16 protein-coding genes are annotated in these 21,402 nt (G+C 62.2%); 6 read left to right on the top strand and 10 right to left on the bottom strand.

All coding sequences use genetic code 11. The features are described from left to right. Positions 1-187 precede the first annotated feature (187 nt). The 3 genes from BV034_RS17465 to BV034_RS17455 all read right to left on the bottom strand — a co-directional run bounded on the left by BV034_RS17465 (position 188) and on the right by BV034_RS17455 (position 3,033). Complete coding sequence (locus BV034_RS17465; RefSeq protein WP_050028280.1) at positions 188-955, bottom strand: hypothetical protein; 768 nt, start codon at positions 953-955, stop codon at positions 188-190. A gap of 74 nt (positions 956-1,029) precedes the next feature. Further along, complete coding sequence (locus BV034_RS17460) at positions 1,030-2,505, bottom strand: Gfo/Idh/MocA family oxidoreductase (RefSeq protein WP_050028279.1); 1,476 nt, start codon at positions 2,503-2,505, stop codon at positions 1,030-1,032. A 48-nt stretch (positions 2,506-2,553) separates the two neighbouring features. Further along, positions 2,554-3,033 (bottom strand): DoxX family membrane protein, encoded by a 480-nt coding sequence (locus BV034_RS17455; RefSeq protein WP_050028278.1) that lies wholly within the window; start codon positions 3,031-3,033, stop codon positions 2,554-2,556. Between the two features lie 301 nt (positions 3,034-3,334). On the opposite strand from BV034_RS17455, the gene BV034_RS17450 reads away from it, so the two are divergent. From BV034_RS17450 to BV034_RS17435, 4 genes are all read left to right on the top strand, one after another. Next, positions 3,335-3,793 carry a Crp/Fnr family transcriptional regulator gene (locus tag BV034_RS17450; protein ID WP_050028277.1) on the top strand — a complete coding sequence of 153 codons (459 nt, stop codon included), beginning with the start codon at positions 3,335-3,337 and terminating at the stop codon, positions 3,791-3,793. Positions 3,794-3,930: 137 nt separating this feature from the next. After that, complete coding sequence (locus tag BV034_RS17445) at positions 3,931-4,317, top strand: DUF3307 domain-containing protein (protein ID WP_063768810.1); 387 nt, start codon at positions 3,931-3,933, stop codon at positions 4,315-4,317. A 134-nt stretch (positions 4,318-4,451) separates the two neighbouring features. Then, on the top strand, positions 4,452-5,852 hold the full coding sequence (locus BV034_RS17440) for a nucleotide pyrophosphatase/phosphodiesterase family protein (protein ID WP_050028276.1): 1,401 nt from the start codon (positions 4,452-4,454) through the stop codon (positions 5,850-5,852). Positions 5,853-6,072: 220 nt separating this feature from the next. Continuing rightward, the gene (locus tag BV034_RS17435; RefSeq protein WP_050028275.1) at positions 6,073-6,411 is read left to right on the top strand and encodes an EF-hand domain-containing protein; all 339 of its coding nucleotides are present in this window, start codon (positions 6,073-6,075) and stop codon (positions 6,409-6,411) included. A gap of 593 nt (positions 6,412-7,004) precedes the next feature. Here BV034_RS17435 and BV034_RS17430 read toward each other — a convergent pair. The 7 genes from BV034_RS17430 to BV034_RS17400 all read right to left on the bottom strand — a co-directional run bounded on the left by BV034_RS17430 (position 7,005) and on the right by BV034_RS17400 (position 19,815). Next, on the bottom strand, positions 7,005-7,550 hold the full coding sequence (locus BV034_RS17430) for an aspartyl/asparaginyl beta-hydroxylase domain-containing protein (RefSeq protein WP_050028274.1): 546 nt from the start codon (positions 7,548-7,550) through the stop codon (positions 7,005-7,007). A 328-nt stretch (positions 7,551-7,878) separates the two neighbouring features. Next, positions 7,879-9,348, bottom strand: a complete 1,470-nt coding sequence (locus BV034_RS17425; protein WP_050028273.1) for a DUF1501 domain-containing protein — start codon at positions 9,346-9,348, stop codon at positions 7,879-7,881. 100 nt (positions 9,349-9,448) lie between these two features. Next, positions 9,449-12,625 (bottom strand): DUF1553 domain-containing protein, encoded by a 3,177-nt coding sequence (locus tag BV034_RS17420; protein ID WP_050028272.1) that lies wholly within the window; start codon positions 12,623-12,625, stop codon positions 9,449-9,451. A 775-nt stretch (positions 12,626-13,400) separates the two neighbouring features. Continuing rightward, positions 13,401-14,843: an efflux transporter outer membrane subunit gene (locus BV034_RS17415; RefSeq protein WP_050028271.1), complete on the bottom strand. Its 1,443-nt coding sequence runs from the start codon at positions 14,841-14,843 to the stop codon at positions 13,401-13,403. Continuing rightward, positions 14,840-15,136: a hypothetical protein gene (locus tag BV034_RS17410; protein ID WP_265593121.1), complete on the bottom strand. Its 297-nt coding sequence runs from the start codon at positions 15,134-15,136 to the stop codon at positions 14,840-14,842. Before BV034_RS17410 ends, BV034_RS17415 begins: the two co-directional genes overlap by 4 nt. Before the next feature lie 81 nt (positions 15,137-15,217). Then, complete coding sequence (locus BV034_RS17405; protein ID WP_050028269.1) at positions 15,218-18,451, bottom strand: multidrug efflux RND transporter permease subunit; 3,234 nt, start codon at positions 18,449-18,451, stop codon at positions 15,218-15,220. 149 nt (positions 18,452-18,600) lie between these two features. Then, on the bottom strand, positions 18,601-19,815 hold the full coding sequence (locus tag BV034_RS17400; RefSeq protein WP_050028268.1) for an efflux RND transporter periplasmic adaptor subunit: 1,215 nt from the start codon (positions 19,813-19,815) through the stop codon (positions 18,601-18,603). 489 nt (positions 19,816-20,304) lie between these two features. Here BV034_RS17400 and BV034_RS17395 point away from each other — a divergent pair, with 489 nt between their 5' ends. Together BV034_RS17395 and BV034_RS17390 are read left to right on the top strand one after the other, a co-directional pair. Then, complete coding sequence (locus BV034_RS17395) at positions 20,305-20,934, top strand: TetR/AcrR family transcriptional regulator (protein WP_050028267.1); 630 nt, start codon at positions 20,305-20,307, stop codon at positions 20,932-20,934. Positions 20,935-21,015: 81 nt separating this feature from the next. Further along, the coding region (locus BV034_RS17390; protein WP_265593120.1) for a biotin/lipoyl-binding protein at positions 21,016-21,402 on the top strand (387 nt) is incomplete at its 3' end.

Here is a 21,402-nt window from a genome sequence, read left to right as displayed (position 1 = left end):
TGAGGGCGCGGGGGCTTCCGATGACTCGCGGCTCTTGACTGAGGTAACCGAGGTGGTCGCGTACTTCTATGAGTGGACCTCATCTCAGGTCTTTCGTCTTCTGTCTCCCAACAAAAAACCGCCGCAAGCACGGGGCCTGCGGCGGTTTGGATCCTTTGAGGAAAGGAAAGTTGATTCGGACCAGGCCTTACTTGGCCGGGGTGCCGTACACCTGAACTTCGATGTAGTGGTTCATCTCGTTCGCGGTGTTGCCGTTGCTGGAAAGGCGCACGTAGCGGGCCTTGGTGCCCTTGCCGTCGATGAGGCGACCGTGGTTGGTTTCCACATAGGCTTTGTCTTCGCCCTTGCCGAGCTTGGAGCTGTCGTCGTGGTCGTTGTTGTAGAGGGTGGTGACGCCGGTCTTGAACTCGGGGTCATTGCTCACCTGCACGTTCACGTCGAAGTAGATGGAGGTCTGCTTGTGGAAGTGCCAGGCGAGGATCTTCCAGATGTCGTACTCCTTCTCGAGGTCGATCTGGACCCACTGGGCGCCAGGAGCGAGTTCCACGTAGCAACCATCGGAACCGTCGGCGTCGCCGTCGGTGACGAGGTCAAGCGTGCCGATGATCGGGAGGGGATCGGAGCTGGTGACCTTCTTGCCTTTGGCCACGTTTTCGGTGCCCTTCGGCACTTTCAGCGTGAGGCGGGCTTTGACGGCCTCTGGATCAGGCTTCTCGAGGTTCGGGATGTCACCGGTGGGGACCGGGGTGCCGATGAACATCGGCTTGGGATACTCGGGGGTCAGGTCCACGAGGTCACCAGCGGGCACGCTGGCAGGAGCGGCGGCAGGGGAGGAACTGCTGGGGGCGGAAGGAGTGCCGTTGGTGGCGCTGTCTCCGCTCTTCCCGCAGGAGGACATCACGAGCGAGGTGGCCAGCAGGCCGCCCAGGAGGAGGGTATTCGACTTCAGTTTCATGTTGGGTTCAGGGATCGTTGAAGAAATGAGGAGGGCAACTGCGGGGCGTTGCCACCCCGCAGTCCAAAGGGGCATCAGGCCACGAAGTCCTCGGGTTTGAAGGTGACTTTGGCACCTTGTTCAATGGACTTCAGGGCGGTGAGCACGGTGACGCAGGACTCAAACGCCATCTGCACAGGGCAGTTGAGCTTGTCTGGAGTCTTGGCACGGGCGCACTCGATGAAGTTCTGGATGTGGGGGGAGTGGGGGAAGCGGCTGAGCGTCACCGGGATTTCCCAGCGGGCGAGCGGCTTGCTCTCGCGCACGTCGGCCAGGGCCTTGGCGAGCGGGCCGAGGTCATAGGACGGCGGCTTGGGTTTGTCCCAGTTGCGGGACTGTTCCCAGAACTTGTTCTTCACGTCGTCACCAGCCTGCACCACGGCCGGATGGGCTCCGGTGGAGTACTGGGTCCAGTCGTTGTCGGGCTCGGCGTAGACCTGGTTGTAGGTCGGGCTCTCGGAGATGATGGCGCTGCCGTTGATGCCCATGAACTTCTCGTAGTAGCCCTGGGAGCCGGTGGTGGTGAGCACCTGGTAGTAGGCGCGCGCCGTGCCGGTCGGGAGCTGATACTCATAGATGGTCATCACGTTGTCCGGGTACTCGAACATCGCGCGGCCTTCCTTGCCGTCATAGTAATCGATACCGCCTGCGGCATACACCGAGGTGGGCTTGGTCTGGAAGACCCAGTTGAACATGTCGATCTGGTGGGCGCCGAGGTCGGAGATGGCACCGCCGCCGTACTTCTTGTACCAGCGCCAGTTGAGGAAGGCCTCCATGCTGTCGTAGCCGTACTTGGCCAGGATGTCCGTGGGGATCTCCTGGTTCTTCGGCGGGCTGAGCGGCTTGGAAGCGGAGACACCGCGGTTCCACTGGCCGTAGGCGTGGGTGACGCGGCCAAGGAGCTTGGGCCCCTTGTAGATGTTTTCCCGGAAGTGGATGTAGCGAGGGTTGCTGTGGCGCTGGTGACCGATCTGGAAGACCCCGCCGGTCTCCTGCTGGGCTTTGACCATGTCGCGGGCACCTTCGATGGTGTTGGACATCATCTTCTCACAGTACACGGCCTTTTTGGCCTCCAGACACTGGCGGCTGTGGGGGGCGTGCAGGAAGTCGGGCGTGGCGATGAAGACGGCCTCGATGTCGGTCTGCTTGGACAGCATTTCACCGACGTCGGCGTACTCTGCGACAGCGGCGTCATAGCCGCGCTTCTTGTTGTCGTAGCCCATCTTGCGCCCCATGGGGGTGCGGGGGTAGGGCCAGATGTCGCAAACGGCCACCCACTGAACGCCGGGGACGTCAGCGGCGGAGGCGCGAAGGCGTTCGCCTTGAGCACCGCAACCGATGAGGGCGCACTTGATTACACGCTCAGAGGAGGTCTGCTGGGCAATGGCGCTCTTGCTGGTGAGCAGGAGGGCACCGGCACCAGCGTGCACGGAGGTCCGGACGAATCCGCGACGGTCCATGAACCGGTTCAGCCCGGAGGCTGGTTGGGAAGAGGGAAGGGAGGAATTCATACTTCAACGAATCAGAAGACCGGCAGGATAACGAACCTGCCCGGAGGATTAGTCGTCGTTGCGCTTGCGGAAGAGCAGGCCGTCGAGGGAGATCTTGTTCGCCTTGTTCGTGGCGAGGGCGGCGGCCACGATGAGGATGTGCACGCCGATGAGGACCACTTCCGTGTCATCAGGAAGGGTGGCCAGACCGACGGCCAGGGAGAGGAAGGTGAGACCGGCGGCGAGCAGGCCGAGTTCCGTGAAGAGACCGAGGAGCACCCAGACACCGGCGATGATGAGGATGTAGCCGATGGGCTGTGCGTAGAGTTCGCAGAGATTCTTGGGGAGGAAGCCTTTCTCGTAGGTGAGCTTGGCGATGTTGCCCATCTTGACCTTGTAGTTCTCAAGATTGAAGGTCGCGGTGTCTCCGGCACCCGCACGGAACTTGTCCACGCCAGCTCCAATCAAACGAAGGGCAATCCAAAGGCGGAGCAGCAGGTTGGCGAAAATAAGGGCAAAGGAGCTTTTCTCTTGGTTGTTGTCGGACATGGCTCGGAGTGAGTTGGTTTGGCTATACTAGGGTCACTGGACTTTGAGTTCGGAGGCGGGACTGTGAATAGGTTCACGTCGAAATCCAGAAAAATTTCGGCGTCCACCCGTTCAATGTCGGGTGTGGCATCAAAACCGCTGGAAAATAGGACATCTGCTGGGATACCGGCGCTGAAATGGCCGGAAAATACCTACACCACCGTCCGGGGCGGTATTTCAGCGGAACCAAATCTTTTCTTTTCTTGCCTGTCTGGAAGTTCCACTGCAAAAATACCGCCGGTTTTCATTCAATTCCAACATCATGAGCACCGATTTCTCCCGTCCCGAACTCCCTGCAAAAGGCATTATTGAACCCTTGGGCGATGACGATCGCCTTCTTCTGAGCAGCTATGGGGAGTTTCTTCCGGTGCATGAGCGCCAGGTCCTCATCGAAGAGGGCCGCCAGCAGAACTCCCTCTACTTTGTGATCGGCGGCACCCTGCACGCCTCCACCATCCGCTCCGGCCGCCAGGTGCTGCTGGGTCGCATCGGCGTGGGCGAGACGATCGGCGAGATCAACATCTTCCACCCCGGCCTGGCCAGCGCCACGGTGACGGCCATTGAATTCTCCCAGGTCTGGCGCATCGACCGCCAGAGCCTGGAGGACTTCATGAACGTGAGCCCGCTGCCGGCCTCCCACCTGCTCATCGGCATTTCCAGCACGCTGAGCCGCCGCCTGCGCGAGACCAACGAAAAGGTCGCCATGATGGGTCAGATCTAGACGGTCCGCTCCGACATCGGTTAGTTGTGGAGGCGGGCGTCTAGTCCGCCTCTTTTTTTATTTTAATCCAGTCCTCCGCGATGGACGGATGGAGATTGTGGTTGCCACGAAATGTTGCCGGTGAAATGAATGGGCTCATGCTGGATCTCGCGCAGTCTCCCGCCACGTTGGGTGGGGGTTTGAATCTGTTCTTTGCCCTCCTCGTAGGACATGCTCTGGCGGACTATCCCCTCCAGGGGGAGTATCTGGCCCTCCACAAGAACCGGCATTTCCGGGCAAGTGGCGCGCAACAGCAGCCCACGGGGTTGTGGATCCATTGCCTCTTGGCGCACTGCCTCATTCATGCGGGCTTCGTGTGGCTGATCACCGGGCGGGCCGCGTTTGCCGCAGCGGAGCTGGTATTACACTTCGCGCTGGATGCCGCCAAGTGTGAGCGGAAGATCAACTTCCACACGGATCAGGCGCTGCACGCGGTGTGCAAGCTGGCGTACGTGGCGGTATTGCTGGCGGGCTGGGTGAAGTAGGGGGGTGAGGCTGAAAATCGGGTCCCCAGAGGCCGGGCTCGTGCATGATCGCTTGCACACTGGCCTGGGAGGTTTGAAGTTTCCCGTTCAGTTCATCCGCCGCCTGTGGCACCTGGCGGTCCTCCTACTCTCACATGCAGCGCACGGCCATCCTCAATGTTGTCGGTCTCACCCCGCGTCTGATATGTGATGCCACCCCGGAGATCCGGGCCTTCATGGAGCGCAACCGGATTGCCCGCGTGCAGCCCACGCTGCCTGCGGTGACCTGCACCGCCCAGAGCACGTACCTGACGGGACGCCTGCCCCGGGACCACGGTGTGGTGGCGAACGGATGGTATGACCGCGAGTACGCGGAGCATCGGTTTTGGAAACAGAGCAACCGCCTGGTAGCCGGTGAGAAGCTCTGGGACTCCCTGCGGCGGGTGGACCCGGAGTTCACGTGCGCCAAGCTCTTCTGGTGGTACAACATGTACTCCACGGCGGACTACTCGATCACGCCGCGGCCGCTCTACCCGGCGGATGGCCGCAAGGTCTTCGACATCCACACGCAGCCGATGGGCATGCGGGACCGGATCAAGAAGGACCTGGGCGCGTTTCCCTTCCCGCACTTCTGGGGCCCGGCCTCCAGCATCCGCAGCACGGCCTGGATTGCCGAGTCGGCGAAGTGGGTGGAGGAGAAATGCTGGCCGAGCCTTTCTCTGGTGTATCTGCCGCACCTGGACTATGACCTGCAGCGCTACGGGCTGGACATGACCAAGATCACGAAGGCGCTCCACGAGATCGATGATCTGGTGGGGGACCTGATCCGGTTCTATGAACAACGCAACATCAAGGTGCTGCTGCTCTCCGAGTACGGCATCACGGATGTGGACCGCCCTGTGCATCTGAACCGCGTTTTCCGTGAGAAGGGCTGGCTTTCCATCAAGGACGAGCTGGGCACGGAGACGCTGGATCTGGGCGGCAGCAAGGTGTTCGCAATTGCCGACCACCAGCTCGCGCACATCTATGTGAATGATCCCTCGATGATCTCCGAGGTGCGCACGCTGCTGGAGAACACCACCGGGGTGCAGCAGGTGCTGGGCAAGCAGGAGAAGTTCTTTGTGGGGCTGGACCACGAGCGCAGCGGCGACCTTGTGGCGGTGGCGGACTTCCGGAGCTGGTTCACGTACTACTACTGGATGGACGACAAGCTCGCGCCGGACTTCGCCCGGTGCGTGGACATCCATCGCAAGTGCGGCTACGACCCGGTGGAGTTGTTCCTCGATCCGGCGATCAAGTTCCCGAAGTTGAAGCTGGGCTCGAAGCTGGCCCTCAAGTCGCTGCGGGTCCGGACGTTGTTCGATGTGATCCCGCTGGATGCGACGCTGGTAAAGGGATCGCATGGGCGTGTCCCGGAAGATCCCCAGGACTGGCCGGTGCTGATCGGGGATCTACCCAAGCTGCCCCGCTCCAGCAGTGTGGCCGCGCACGAGGTGGCGGGACATTTGTTTGAACATTGTTCCCGCGGCAGCGGCTATGGGGCGGTGGGGGTGTAGAGGGAGAGGGATAAGGGACGAGGGAAGAGGGATAAGGGGGGCGGCACGGGGGTGATCGGTAGCGCAGATTGTAATCGACATCAGGCGGAGCGGACGAAATGGTGGTGAATAAGGGGGCGGTCGGGAACGACTAAGGGAGAAGGATGCAGTCGCTGGCTTCTTTTGGGAGATCCTGGGAAGACGTGTCTGTTTCAAGAAAACCCAAGTACTTACTGACTCCATGAAAACGTTTCTTACTTTTGCCGCGGTGGCTTTGACCGCCGTGCTCGCTCAAGCCAGTCCGACAGCGACTGCCGATGCCAATTCCAAGGCCGACAAGAAAGATCCCGCGGTGGTGAAGGCCAGGATGGAAAAGCGGTTTGGGAAGCTGGATGGAAACAATGACGGGTTCGTGACCAAGGATGAATTCAAGGTGACGAAGTTCGCCAAGAAGAACGAGGCCAAGGCCGAGAAGCGGTTTGCCCGCTGGGACAAGGATCACGATGGGAAATTGAGCAAGGAGGAATGGACGAACCGGCCGGCGGGGAAAGGGAAGGGGAAGGGCAAGACGGCGGTTTAGGTCGGTGAGCGGAGGATCTTGACTAGTAGCGCAGACTGGCAATCTGCTGTGCCGCCGATTGGCCCTCTGCGTGGGTTTTGGAGCGGAGGAGGGTGGCGATGCTGTAGGGACGATTGGATGAGCAGACTAAAGTCTGTACTCCGAACAGCTTCGGGCATTGGGGCGTGTTGTTTGTGGTCAGGCAGAGTTGGGCATCTGGTGCCGACTGACACGCTGGAGAGCTCTGCTGCGGATGATTGGGTATGAGGAGATCACAAGGGGTGCGAAAGCGGCGGTGCCCGCGCGCACTCCAAAGATGCTGCGCATCCAGGTGGAGGGAGGGTGGGATGGGATGGGAGACGCGAGAGCCTCCGACGTTTGAGGCGGGGAGGCTTGGAAGCGGTTCGCGGAAGTGACGCCGTAGACGCTTCAACTAGTGCCTCCTTACGTCGACAACTACGTCGGTGTTGGAGGTGCCCCGGCAGTGGGCGAGGCCTCCTCGGCAGTTGGGTGCTGAGGCAGGCTGAACGGAGATGGAATCCCCGTCTTCTTTCTCTAAAGCTTGTGCCTTCATGCATTTGTGTGAGGATTATTTTGGCGCTTCTCACTTCACTTCAGCTCAACTTGAACTGCTCCAGCAGCCCTTCGGGAACCTGGACCGCTCCAGACTTCGGATCGCGTTTCACGTCCATCAGCAGGACGATGCGTTCTTCTTCGGTGTCGTTCCAGGCTTCGTGCTCGGTGGTGTCGTCAAACACGAGGCAGTGGCCGGGTTGCCAGGATCGTACGTCGTGACCCACGCGCAGTTCGCACCGGCCTAGAGCGGGGACTTTGAGGGGCAGATGGCAGCGGAGGACCTGGTTGGTGTAGCCGCAGTGCGTGCGGATGTGGGTGCGGGGTTCAAGCTTGGAAAAGCCTGCGGTGACCAGCCCGTCGATCTGCTCGATGAGAGCGGTGGTCTGGGGGCAGAGTTCGCAATTGCGCGCCAGCTTTCGGCCAAAGCCGTAGAGGCCGAAGACGCGCCAGCCGGAGTCGTAGAGGAATTTCTCCGGCCAGTTCGTGAAATGGTCCAGATCGAGCTGCAAGGCTTCTTCCTGAACGGCCTGCCAGTGCGCCTCCAGCAGGCTCACGTACTCATAGTCCTCAGGGTGCTGGAACATGGGAGCATGAGTTTACCAGAATCCCGGGGCGAAGGCACCGAAATCTCTGCTGAAGTTCTGTTCACCCAAGGGCCTGACGCGGGGAGTCAGCCTCAGAACCTGTTTGGATAATAACATCCGGGTGCGGCAGGTTCAATTAAGGGAATGAGATAAAAGCGGCTTCGCCGAGCCTGAGAACTGCCCCTCCGGGTTGCGGTCCTTTTGAGCCTGGACTGCGTTGCTCATCGGTTGTGAATCTCGATTCACGCCCTCTTCGCGCCTTGTCCAGACTCAAAATGCCTCGCAACACACCCAGCGTTTTTATCCAAACAGGTTCTCAGGGGCAAGGTCAGGCGATGAGCTCTTTCACCACGCGGGCGGGCTCGACGCCGGTGAGCTTGGAATCCAGGCCCTGGAACTTGAAGGTGAAGCGGTCGTGGTTGTAGCCCAGGAGGTTCAGGATGGTGGCGTGGAAGTCGCGGATGTGGAGCGGATCCTTGACGATGTTGTAGCTGAACTCGTCCGTCTCTCCGTGAATGTGACCGCCTGCGGCACCGCCACCGGCCATCCACATGCTGAAGCAGCGGGGATGGTGATCGCGACCGTAGTTGGTCTTGGTGAGACCGCCCTGGCTGTAGATGGTGCGGCCAAATTCGCCGCCCCAGATGATGAGGGTGTCATCGAACATGCCGCGCTGTTTGAGATCGTGGATGAGGGCGGCGCAGGGCTGGTCAACGTCTTTGCACTGGGCGGGCATGCGCCCGTTCACGTTGGAGTGATGATCCCAGTTGTTGTGGTAGATCTGGACGAAGCGCACGCCACGCTCGGTGAGACGGCGGGCCATGAGGACGCTGTTGGCAAAGGTGCCGGGCTTGCGGGCCTCTTCACCGTAGAGCTTGTAGATGTGCTCAGGCTCCTTGCTGATGTCGGTGAGCTCGGGCACGCTGGCCTGCATGCGGAAGGCCATCTCATACTGCTTGATGCGCGTGTGCGTTTCCGGGTCGCCCACGAGGTTGTAGTTGAGCTCGTTCAGCGCGTTCAGGCCGTCCAGGGTGCGACGCCGAACCGAGGAAGGCACACCGGGCGGGTTGTTGATGAAGAGGATGGGATCGCCCTTGCTGCGGAAGGAGACACCTGCGTGCTCGCCAGGCAGGAAACCGCTGGACCAGAGCCGCGAGGAAATGGCCTGCTCCTGCTCGCGATTGGTCGGGGTGGCCACCATCACGACGAAGGAGGGCAGGTTCTGGTTCATGCTGCCCAGGCCGTAGGAGGCCCAGGAGCCGAGACAGGGGCGACCGGTGATCTGGTTGCCCGTCTGCATGGCGGTGATGGCGGGCTCGTGGTTGATGGCCTCCGTGTGCAGGCTGCGCATCCAGCAGATGTCATCGGCGCAGGTGCCAAGATGGGGCAGCAGTTCCGTATTCAGCCACATGCCGCACTGGCCCACCTGGGAGAACTCGTACTTGGACGGAGCGATGGGGAAGCGGGCCTGACCGCTGGTCATCGTGGTGAGACGCTGGCCATTGCGAATGCTCGCAGGGAGGTCCTTGTCATACCACTCGCGCATGCCCGGCTTGTAGTCGAAGAGGTCCATCTGAGAAGGCCCACCCACCATGTGCAGATAGATCACGCGCTTGGCCTTGGGGGCGAAGTGCGGGCCCAGTCCACTGGCGGCGGCACCAGAACTGCTGGCAGTCGCCTGACGGGCAAGCCCCTCACCCAGCAAGCTGGTGAGAGCCGCATAGCCCAGGGCGTTCTTTCCTCGAGAGAAGAACTGGCGGCGGGTTTCGAAGAGGTTGTGGTCTGCGAGAAGGGACATAGGGGGAAAGAGGGAAAAGGGATGAGGGAGAAGGGAAAAGCTAAGAGAGGGGGGAGTTCGCGGAACAACTTTTCACTTTTTACTCTTAACTTTTAACTGGCTACTTATTCAGCACCTCATCAAGGTTCATCATCTGGTTGCAGAGCATGGTCCAGGCAGCCAGGGCGGTGGGGTCGAGGGCGGGATCGAGTTTGGACTCGCCGACTTCGAGGAGGGCTTTGGCATCGGCGGGGTTGGCCTTGTAGTGGGCGGTCAGGTCTTCCAGGCTGGCGATGACGATGGCGGCTTCCTCAGGGCGGAGTTCGCGGCTGAGGAGGCGGGTGGAGATGTAACGCAGGGCGGCATCGCGATCGGTGCCGGTGGTGGTGAGGGTGTGCTGCGCGAGGCTGCGGGCGGCTTCGACGAACTGGGGATCGTTGAGCGTGACCAGGGCCTGGAGGGGGGTGTTGGTGCGATCCCGGCGCACGCAGCTGACCTCGCGGTTGGGCGCGTTGAAGGTCTCCATGTTGGGAGACGGGGCCATGCGCTTCCAGAAGTTGTAAAGGGTGCGACGGTAGAGGTTCTCTCCTTGATCCTGGGAGTATTTCTCCGTGCCGAGACCGACGACTTCCCAGATGTTTTCCGGCTGATACGGCTTGGTGCCGGGGCCGCCCATGCGGGGTGAGAGGGTGCTGCTGGCGGCGAGGGCGTAGTCACGCACCATCTCCGCATCCATGCGGAAGCGGGGTCCGCGGGAGACGAAGGCGTTGTCGCGATCCTTCTCCAACTTCACCGGGGTGGTCAGGGACGCCTGGCGGTAGGCGGCGGAGGTCAACATCTGGCGGTAGAAGCGCTTCACATCCCAGCCATGCTCGCGGAAGTCCACCGCGAGCCAGTCGAGCAGTTCAGGGTGGGTGGGGGCGGCGCCCATGATGCCGAAGTCGTCTGGTGTCTTCACCAGGCCCTGGCCAAAGAGCTCCTGCCAGAAGCGGTTCACCGTGACGCGTGTGGTGAGCGGGTTATCGGCGCGAACCAACCATTCGGCGAGACCGAGACGGTTTTTGGGGGAGTTCTCTGCCAGCTTGCCGAGTGCGACCGGCACGGCGGCCTCGACTGGCGCACCGACTTGATCATACTGGCCGCGCATGAGGATGTTGGCCATGGCGGGGCTGTTCTTCTTCTCCTCCTGAATGTGCGTGACGGCGCTGCGGCCGCGAATGGCGGTGCGCTCGGCATCCAGCTTCTGCAGGGTGGTGGAGGCGAGCTTGTACTCCGCGTCACGCGTGTTCAGGTAGTAGTCGTACAGGGCGTTTTGCTGGGCCGGGGTGCGATTGGTCGCGGTGGCGGCCAGGGTGGCGCGAAGGGGGCCGGTGCTGTGCAGGGCTTGAATCTCGGTCACGGTGAGGGCGCGCTTGTACACGCGGACGTCCTGGAGGCTGCCGCCGTCAAAGACCTGATTGCCGCTGCGCTGGCCCACACGGAGGTTCGTGCTGGTGCGGATGCTGCCCTGGAGTCCGTCGGTGTCCGTCTTGAGGGGTTCCATGACGCCATCGATGTAGATCTTCACGCCACCGGGCTTGCTGGTGCCGTCATAGGTGACCATGACGTGCTGCCACTGGCCGGGTTTGAGCACGGGCTTCTTCGTGGAGACCTTGAGGGCGTCGCCGGGCCAGTTGCTGACGATGTGCACGGCAAGGCTGCGGTCGGCCTGGAAGAGGTCCCAGCCCTTGTAGGCGTCCTTCTCATCCATCTTGGCAATGATGCCGCCATAGACTCCGGCGCGGCCAGCACGAATCCAGCCGCCGTAGCTGAAGCCCTCTGTCTTCTCGAAGTCGCCTTCCGGACCAAGGTCGAAGGTGCCGCCGAGTTTCATGACGGGGGCGGGGCCGATCTTGCCATCGGGACGCCAGGACACTTCGCCAGTAGCGCGGAATTTCGTGGAAGCGCCGCAGATGCCGGTGACCTCGCTGCCGACGCCTTCGTTGAGCGGGACATGGGCAATGAGACCTTCTGCTGGGATGTCGGCATCCAGAGACTCTGGTTTGGCAGAGGCCAGCCAGGCGTTGAAGTCGGGCTTGGCCGCGATCTTGCGGGAGTCACGCTGGATGGTCGCGCTGGCGATCTCCTGCGGCAGGACGTCCCAACGCGGGCGGTCCTTGGCCTCTGGCAGCACGAGAATGGGGCCGCTGTCCTTGACGTTGCCGTCCTTGGGACCCTGCGTGGTGTTGCGGAAGAAGGCGGCGAGGGCGTAGTAGTCCTTCTGAGTTATCGGATCGAACTTGTGGTCATGGCACTGGCTGCAGTTGGCCGTGAGGCCCATGTAGATCCAGCCCAGCGTCTGCACGCGGTCGGCCGCGTAGTTGGCGAGGTTTTCGTCGTCGATGGTGCCGCCTTCGTTGGTGGTGATGTTGCAGCGCTGCAGGCCGGTGGCGATGAGCTGGCTCTCCGTGGGATTGGGCAGGAGGTCGCCTGCGAGCTGCTCCACGGTGAACTGGTCGAAAGGCTGGTTGCGGTTAAAGGATTGAACCACCCAGTCCCGGTAGGGCCACATCTCGCGGTACTTGTCGAAGTGCAGACCGTGGGTGTCTGCATAACGGGCGGCATCCAGCCAGTAGCGGGCGCGGTGCTCCCCGTAGCGCTCGGATTTCATGAGCCGGTCCACGTATTGCTCGTAGGCGTCGGCGGAGGTGTCTTTGAGAAAGGCTTCCAGTTCGGCAGGTTCCGGTGGCAGGCCGGTGATATCCAGGGCAGCCCGGCGGGCCAGCGTGTGGCGGTCCGCTTCCGGGGCGGGGGCGAGGCCCTTTTGCTCCAGGGTGGCGAGCACGAAGGTGTCGATAGGATTACGCACCCATTCCTTCTGCTTCACCTCCGGCGGGGTTGGCAGCGTGGGGGAGATGAAGGACCAGTGCGGCTGCCAGGGGGCGCCTTCCGCGATCCATTGGCGAACGAGGGCGATCTGCTCGGGCTTCAGCGTCTTGTGCGACTCCGGCGGCGGCATGATGTCATCCGTGTCCGTGGTGGTGAGGCGCTGGTAGAGCGGGCTCTTTTCCGGGTCGTTCTTGACAATGGTCGGGCTGGCCCCGGGTTCAGAGGGGGTGAAGAATCCGGCTTCCGTGTCCAAGCGAAGCCCCGCCTTGCGCGTGCCCGGGTCGGGTCCGTGGCAGTGGAAACAGGCGTCTGCGAGGAGCGGCCGGATGTCCCGGTTGAACTCCACCTTGACCAGGGGCGAGGTAGCAGCGGAGAGCTGGGAACCGAGGGCGGCTCCGGCCAGCAACAGGGCGGTGTGAGTGCGCAGCATGATCGTCAATGTCCTGAGTACGGCAAATTGAGACTAAATATGTCCAAGAACGTGATTTGGGGCCTGTCGGATAGGGCGCGGTGGGCTGGAGGATGTTGCGCTGCCTGAATGAGGAAGTGGGAGTTCGGAATGCGGAATGGTTCTGAGGGGAGGCGGGGAGGAGCATCTAGACAACGCTTTCAGCGTTGAGAGCTTCTCTGACTGTACCCAACGTAGGCTCGCTGGAAGCTCGCCAACGTTGGGCTGTGGTAGAGATCCCATTCTGGGATCAACTTCGGAACGAGCCTGGGCCGGTTCCTTGGTGGCCACCCCAATCGAGCGCGGTTGGTCGGTTCTTCTTAGGTCGTCCGCAGTAGGGTTGGAGTTGGTTGGGAATGGGATCGCGCTGCTCTTGATTGAGGCGGTGTCGTGTGAGCGATGGTCCGTTCAAATTTGGTGTTGGGGTTGCGGCAGGGTTGGAGTACCGCATTTATGCGGCGTATTTGGCGGCGCTGCGAGGGAGTGGGATGGGACCCAGAACGTGTTGGGTGAGAGGCCGTTGCTTCGCTTCGATGACTGAGCCGCATAAATACGGTACTCCAACCCTGCCGCAGATGATCTGGGTGGTTTGAATGAACAATCGCGCTGGTGACGTGCATCAGTTCAACCCCCTTCGTGCCTTTGTGCCTTCGTGTGAGGCTAATGAAGCTCCCTCTCGACAAACAACAAACCCCGACGCCTTGCGGTCGTCGGGGTTTGCTGAAGTCCTTTAGCAGACAGGCTCTAACTCATCGCATCACTTCGGCGGAGCACCACCGGAGCCGGAGTTTCTGCCGGAGGCGCTGATGCCTTCCCAGCCGCCGCCAAGGGCCTTGTAGATGGCGACCTGGGAGGTGGCGGTGGCGGTCTGGCTTTCCGCCAGGAGGCTCTGGGCTTCGAGGAGCACGCGCTCTGCGTCGAGCACGGTCAGGAAGTCAGCCACACCGTTCTGGTACCGTTCGCGGGCCAGGTTGGCGGCCTGCTCGGAGGCGGTGGCAGCTTCGCTGAGGTAGTTGCGGCGGGCGCGCTGGCGGCCGAAGGTGACCAGGGCGTTTTCCGTTTCCTCAAGCGCACCGAGCACCGTCTTGTAATACGTGGAGACCTGACCATCCACACGGGCGTTGGCGGCATTGATCTGCGCTTTCACGCGACCAAGGTCGAAGGCAGCCCAGGAGATGCGAGGACCGAAGGAGTTGGCACCGGTCCAGGGGCCGCTGAAGGTGTCTGCCTGGAGGGAGGCGGTACCATTGAAGGTCACGCGGGGGAAGAGGTCGGCGGTGGCGACACCCACACGGTGAGTGGCGGCTTCAAGATCGGCCTCGACCGCACGGATATCCGGACGGCGGCGGAGCAGATCAGACGGGTTGCCAATGCGGACGATGCTGGGCAGCGCCGGGATGGGCTTGGGCTTGATGAGCTCCGGCTTGAGCGTGGAGGGCGTGGTGCCGATGAGGACGCTCAGACGGTGGATGTCCTGCGCGATGAGGCCCTCGATGAGGGGGATCGCGGCGAGGGTGGAGTTCAGCTGGGCGCGGGCACGGGAGGTGTCGAGCTCAGTGCCGCGGCCACCTTGCAGGAGGCTTTCGGTGAGCTTGAGCGTCTGCTGCTGGTTGTCCGCGTTGCGGCGGCGCACGGCGAGCTGGTTCTGAAGACCGCGGAGTTCGAGGTAGGTGCTGGCGACCTCGGCGGTGACGAGCACCAGGCCGTCTTCCACAGCGGCTTCAGCAGCGCGCACATCGGCCTTGGCGGCCCAGTTGCTGCGGCGCACGCGGCCCCAGAAGTCGAGCTCCCAGCTGGCGTCCAGACCGGCATCGTACAGCTCGGAGGTGCGGTCCAGCCCGGGGGAACTGGTGGCCTTGCTCTGGCGCTGGTTCGTGTAGCTGGCGGCGGAGGTGACCGTCGGGAAGTAGTCGTAGCGGACGGCGGCACGCAGGGCACGGGCTTCATCCACCCGGGCGGCGGCGATCTTCAGGTCCAGGTTGCTGGCGATGGCGCGATCCACGAGGCTGTTGAGCTTGGGATCGTTGTAGCGACGCCACCACTGGGCCACGGTGGGAGCGGTGACATAGCCGCCCTGGTTCTTGTTGTCGAACTGGGCACCGACTTGCGTTTCCGGAGTCTTGGGGTTGGGCCCGACAGCGCAGGCCGAAAGCAGGCACAAGGAAAGCATGTGCCAGGCAGGATGGAGGCGGATGTTCATGAGAGAGTGTCTTGGGAGTCGATGTCGAGGTCTTCTTGGGTCTTGGGGGCGACGAGTGTCATTACGAATCCAATTGCGACGCCGAGCGTGTAATACGCGAGTCCGCCGACAATCGCTGCGCTGACATGGTGAATTTCATCACGGTAATCCCAAAAGTTCGGGACGTGGTCAGACGCGAGATCATTGAGGCGATCAATAAATGATTCTACGGGGTAGTCAAAGAACTGCTGTATCAGGGCTATCTGCCAGGGGCCTCCTTTGCGAAGCCCCACATAGACCATGACGATGATCACGGTGTGCAGCACCAGAAAGCTCAGTCCGTACCATTAGACTTTTGAAAGCGATTGCATGCACGCACACCATAAGCAGATTCGTCAGTGGCTGGCGACAACTTCCTTGACCGGATGGGCAGGTTCTGCCTCCACCACCTTCTTCTTCTTGCTGCCGGTGAGTTTCCGGATCACGAGGTAGAAGACGGGGGTGAGGATGAGGCCAAAAATGGTGACGCCGATCATCCCTGAAAATACGGCCGTACCAAGCGTGCGGCGCATTTCAGAGCCAGCACCCGGGCTGAGTACCAGCGGAGTCACACCCAGGATGAAAGCGAAGCTGGTCATCAAGATGGGGCGCAGACGGAGGCGGGCGGCCTCCACCGTGGCCTCAAAGAGAGGCTTGCCCTGGTCCTCGAGCTGCTTGGCGAACTCGACGATGAGGATGGCGTTTTTCGACGCCAGGCCCACCAGCACCACCAGCCCGATCTGGGTGAAGATGTTGTTGTCCAACTGCGGGTATGTCATGCCAAACCACGACCGGAACACTTCCGGCAGGTAGGTGATCCCCAGCAGGGCTGAGAGGATACACGTGGGCACGATGAGGATGATGGCCAGCGGGAGAGCCCAGCTCTCATACTGAGCCGCAAGGGCCAGGAAGACGAAGATCACGCACAGCGGGAAGATGTACACGGCGGCGTTGCCAGCCAGAATCTCCTGCAGGGTGAGCTCCGTCCAGTCGATGGAGAAGCCCGGTGGCAGCTGCTCTTTGGCGAGCTTTTCAATCGCGGCAATGGCCTGCCCGGAGGAGGTCCCAGGGAGGACGTTCCCGGTGAGGTCGGCACTGGCGGCGGTATTGAACCGGGAGGCGACGTCCAGACCGGTGACTTCCGTGACCTTGACTAGGGTGCCGAGCGGGACCATGCCGCCCTTGTCATTGCGCACCTTCAGACGGGTGATGTCAGCCGGGGTGAGGCGGAACTTGGCATCCGCCTGCGCGGTGACCTGATACACGCGACCAAAACGGTTGAAGTCATTCACGTACAGCGAGCCGAGGCAGATCTGCAGGGTGTCGAACACGTCGTTCAACTGCACGCCCATGCTTTTCGCCTTCACGCGGTCCACCTCCACATGCACCTGGGGCACGTTCGGGCGGATGGTGGTGAAGACCCCGGCCAGACCAGGGACCTCAGCGGCCTTGAACATCATGTTGAACGCGGCCCCGGCGAGGGCGTCCTTGCCCTGGGCGAGGTTGTCTTTGATCTGGAGCTTGAAGCCGCCGACCATGCCGATGCCGTCCACGGAGGGGGAGGGGAAGCACAGGGCGAGTGCTTCCTCGATCCCGGCGAACTGCCCCATCATCTGGCCCAGGATGGACTCGAGGGTCTTGGACGGATCGCCCTTGCGTTTCTCGAAGTCTTCCAGACCGATGAAGGCCACGCCGGAGTTGGGCATGTTACCACCCACAAGCGGGTTGAAGCCGGGGAACTCCACGCTGTTCACCACGCCGGGGATGCTGCGGGCGATCCTGCCCATGCGCAGCGTGACCTCGCGGGTACGCTCCAGGGAGGCACCGTCAGGCAGCTGGGCGAAGGCGATGATGAAGCCCTTGTCCGCAGGCGGCACGAAGCCGGTGGGCACCTTGTTGAAGAGATCCACCGTGAGGTAGATGAGGCCACCGTAGAGGAGCAGAGCGACGAGGGCGAGTCTCAAGGTGCCCTTCACCACGCCGGAGTAGGCGGCGGTGAGCTTGTCGAAGGTCCAGTTGAAGAGCTTGAAGAACCAGCCAAAGAAGAAGTTCAGCAGGCGCTGGAAGAAGTCCGGCTTCGCGTGGTGCGGCTTCAGCAGGATGGCGCTGAGGGCCGGGGAAAGCGTGAGCGAGTTGAACGCGGAGATGATGGTGGAGACGGCGATCGTCAACGCGAACTGCTTGTAGAACTGCCCGGTGAGACCGGTCATGAAGGCGGTGGGGACGAACACCGCGGTGAGCACCACGGCCACGGCGACGACCGGGCCACTCACTTCCTCCATGGCGCGTCGGGCGGCCTGGAGCGGGGAGAGGCCAAGGGCCATGTTGCGCTCCACGTTCTCCACCACCACGATGGCGTCATCCACGACGATGCCGATGGCGAGCACGAGGCCGAAGAGCGTGAGGTTGTTCAGCGAGAAGCCGAACAGTTTCATCACCAGGAAGGTGCCCACAATGGAGACCGGCACGGCGAGCAGCGGGATCAAGGAAGCACGCCAGTTCTGCAGGAAGACGATGACGACCAGCACCACGAGCAGGAGAGCCTCGATAAAGGTGTGCACCACGGCGTCGATGGACTTCTGCGTGAAGATGGTGGTGTCATACACGATGTCGTACTTCAGCCCGGGCGGGAAGGAGGAGGAGAGCTCGTCCATCTTCTTGCCCACAGCCTGGCGGGTCTCCAGGGCGTTGGAGCCGGGGAGCTGGAAGAGCACGAGCGCGGCGGCCGGCTTGCCATTGAGGAAGGAGTCGAGGTTATAATCACGAGCGGCCAGCTCCACGCGGGCCACGTCCTTCACGCGAGTGACCTGACCGTTGTCACCGCGCTTGATGATGATGTTCTCAAACTGGGAGGGCTCGGTAAGACGGCCTTGCGTGGTGACGGTGAGCTGGTAGGGCGTGCCAGCGGGGGCGTGCTGGGCACCGAGCACCCCGGCAGCCACCTGCACGTTCTGCTCGCGGATGGAGGCCACCACCTCAGAGGCGGTCATGCTGCGGGAGGAGATCTTGTCCGGGTCCAGCCAGATGCGCATGGCGTAGTCGCGGGCACCGAAGACCTGCACGGAGCCCACGCCGGGGAGACGGGCCAGGTGGTCCTTCACGTTCAGGAAGGCGTAGTTTCCTACGTACAGGCTGTCATAGGTGTCATCCGGGGAGAGCAGGTGCACCACCATGGCGAGGTTGGGCGACTGCTTGATGGTCGTGATGCCGAGACGGCGCACTTCCTCGGGCAGCTTCGCGGTGGCGATGGACACGCGGTTCTGCACCTGCACCTGGGCCATGTCCAGGTCTGTGCCCAGCTTGAAGGTCACGGTGATGGTACACACGCCGTCTGCCGTACAGGCGGAGGACATGTAGAGCATGTTTTCCACCCCGTTGATCTCTTGCTCGATGGGGTTGGCCACCGTCTCAGACACCACCTGGGGGTTGGCACCGGGGTAGGTGGCGGTCACCACCACGGTGGGCGGGGCCACCTCGGGGTACTGCTCAATGGGGAGGGTGAAGAGGGAGATGCCTCCCACCAGGGTGATCAGGATCGAGAGCACCGCCGCGAAGATGGGCCGGTCGATGAAGAATTTGGCAAAGTTCATGTCTGGGAGCGAGACAGTGACCCGGACAAGGCGCCGGGCTTGCAGGAGGTTGATGAAGGGGGAGTGGGGCCTCCCCCAGAGAGGGGCTTGTTTAGGAAAGCGGACTGGAGTGCGAGGAAATGAGCAGGACCACAGCAGGCGGGATCAGATCAATGACCCGCCGCGGCAGCGGGAGGCGCGGCCTGGGCCTGCAGCTTGGCGGCTTCCTCCGGCGTCTTGGGATCCACCGGCATGCCGGGGCGGATCTTGGCGACGAAGCCGTGGGAAATAACTCGATCCTTCTCAGTCAGACCCTTGCGGATCACGCGCTTGCCGTCGATGACGGGGCCGACCTCCACCGGGCGGGGGGTGACGATGTTCTTGTCATCCACGACCATGACGACCTTCTGCGCCAGGTCGGCGCCGATGGCCTTGTCATCCACCAGCAGGGCCTCATGGGCACCCTGGCCGGGCACACGCACGCGGGCGAAGTAGCCGGGCTGGAGCACGCGCTGGCCACGCTCTGGGCGGGGATTCGCGATCAACATGCGGACCTGAATGGTACCGGTGTTCGGGTCCAGGCGGTTGTCCATGAAGTCGATCACGCCCTTGTGCGGGAAGCCTTCGTCATCGGCCAGGGCCATCTCGCACTGGATGCGGTCTTCCTCCTTGGCCGCGCCGCCGCCGGTGCGGTTCAGCCGCTGGTAGCGCAGCACGGTGAGTTCATCCGCATCGATGTAGCAGTACATGGGGTCCAGGCCTACGATGGAGGCCAGGAGGGATGCGCCCATGGGGCCGCCCACGACCAGACCACCGGGGTCCATGAGGCGGCGGCCAATGCGACCGTCCACCGGGGCCTTGATCTCTGTGTACTCGACGTCGAGTTTGGCTTTCTCCACCGTCGCATCCGCCACCTGGAGACCGGCTTCGGCCTCACGCACGGCTTTGGCGCGGGTGTCGTAGTCTTCCGCAGAGATCGCCTTGGCGGCCAGGAGCTTCGTCGCGCGGTCGAACTCATTCCGCGTGAGCTCGAGCTTCACGCGGGCCTGCACCTGCTGGGCCACGGTCATGTCCAGCGTGGCCTTGAAGGGGCGGGGATCCACGGTGAAGAGCAGGTCGCCCTTTTTCACCTCACTGCCGTCCTGGAAGTGCACGCTCTGGAGATAGCCGGTGACCTGGGAGTAGAGGTTCACGGACGCGGAGGCATCGAGACGACCGGTGAACTCATCCCACTCGGTGATCTCTTTCTTAATAGGGTGCTCCACGCTCACCACAGGAGGCGGCATGGCCGGCGGGGGACCGGCGGCCTCTTTTTTTGGCAGGCACGATACCAGGCCAAGGCAGAGGACGGAGCAAAAGGCGAAGGGGGTGGGGCTCAACTTCATGAGAGTGATGGGGGTGACAGAAGGTCTGCCTGGATGATCGTCAGTAATGCTGATGATTTCCCGGGTGTCAAGGATCGGTAGGAAAGCGGCGCTGAAGGGGAGGGGGTTGAAAGAGCCTGGGAGGGCTGGCGATAATTTGACGCAATGGGCACTACGCCCGCGATTTTGAACTGGGTGCGGCGAATTTTTCGACCGGGATCATTTTTTTGTTCCGAGGACTCCAGGGACGGCAGACGCGAGGGTGCAGGTAGAGCGGAGGACGCGCACCCTAGAGAGGGGCCGGGGCGACTCTCTATAAATGGGACAAGCGGTCGGGAAAACGGGAGCATCGGCACTAGGAAGAGGATGAGCGGAAACCGTCTCGGTGGACGTCCAAGTGGACGAACGGGGGCGGCGTGAATCGACGAACAACGCCGGGCAAAGAAGACAAACTTTTGCGGTTTACAGAATGCAAGCAACCACTTACACTCGCTGCAAGTAACCACTTGCATGCAGACTACGACCTCTAAAAAGAACGAACCTTCTGTCGCCCGCGAGCGCTTGATCGAGGCCGCGCTGAAGGTGTATGCCCGGGATGGCCTGTCCCGGGCGACGACCCGGGTGATCGCTGAAGAGGCGGGGGTGAATGAGGTGACCCTGTTCCGGCATTTCCAGAACAAGGAAGGGCTTCTCTCGGAGGCGATGCGGCACTTCGTCGAGTCCATGGGGAACCAGGACATAGGGGAGGAGGAGGCCTGGACGAGCAATCTGAAAGAGAACCTGCGACGCTTTGCCGCGGGTCTGTATGGCAAGATGGTGCAGGATGAGGCCTTCGTCCGCACGATGGTGGGTGAGGCGCACCGGCATCCGGAGCACGCCCGCACGATCATCCTGGATACTGTCCGCCCCATCCGCTGCCGCTTTGTGCAGAACCTAGAGGCCGCCCGTGCGGCTGGGTGCGTGCGGCAGGATGTGGACCTCAACATCGCGGTGGAGGCCTTCACCAGCATGCTGCTGGGCGGCATGCTCAAGATCACGGCCAACTGCTCTGAGGGCTACACCGGAGACGACTACGTGGCGGTGTGTGTGGACCTCTTCTACGCCGGGATCGCCACCCCGCAGGGCGTGAGCCAGGGCTGAGGCACGGTGCTCCCAGTTATTTCCCATTTCCCTTTCGATTCCAACTTCCCCCCCAAGACCAGACCAAAAAAACCCCCAAATATGAAACCCCTCCCTTATCTGTGCTGCCTGGCCGCGCTCGCGCTCGTGGGATGCTCCCACCAGGCGGCGGAGCCCCCCGCCGCTGCGGCCTCAGCGAAGCCGGTGGAAGAAGCGCCGCCGCTGGAGGTAAGGGTGCAGCCCGCCGAGCCCCAGTCGATGCCGCGCTTCCTCCGGGTGACCGGCGAGCTGAAAGGGGATCACGAGGCCCTCGTGGCCTCTGATGCCGCAGGCAAGGTGGTGGAGGCCTCCGTGGAGCGCGGCATGGCAGTGAAGAAGGGCAGCGTGCTCATCAGGCTGGATGACCGCGGGGCCAAGCTCTCGCTTCAGGAGGCCGAGGCGGCTCTGGCGGAGACCAAGCTCAAGACGGACTGGCAGCACCGGGAGCTG

The sequence above is a fragment of the Verrucomicrobium sp. BvORR034 genome (assembly GCF_000739635.1).
Taxonomy (GTDB): Bacteria; Verrucomicrobiota; Verrucomicrobiia; order Verrucomicrobiales; family Verrucomicrobiaceae; genus Verrucomicrobium.
This window is presented reverse-complemented; position numbering and strand designations above follow the sequence as displayed.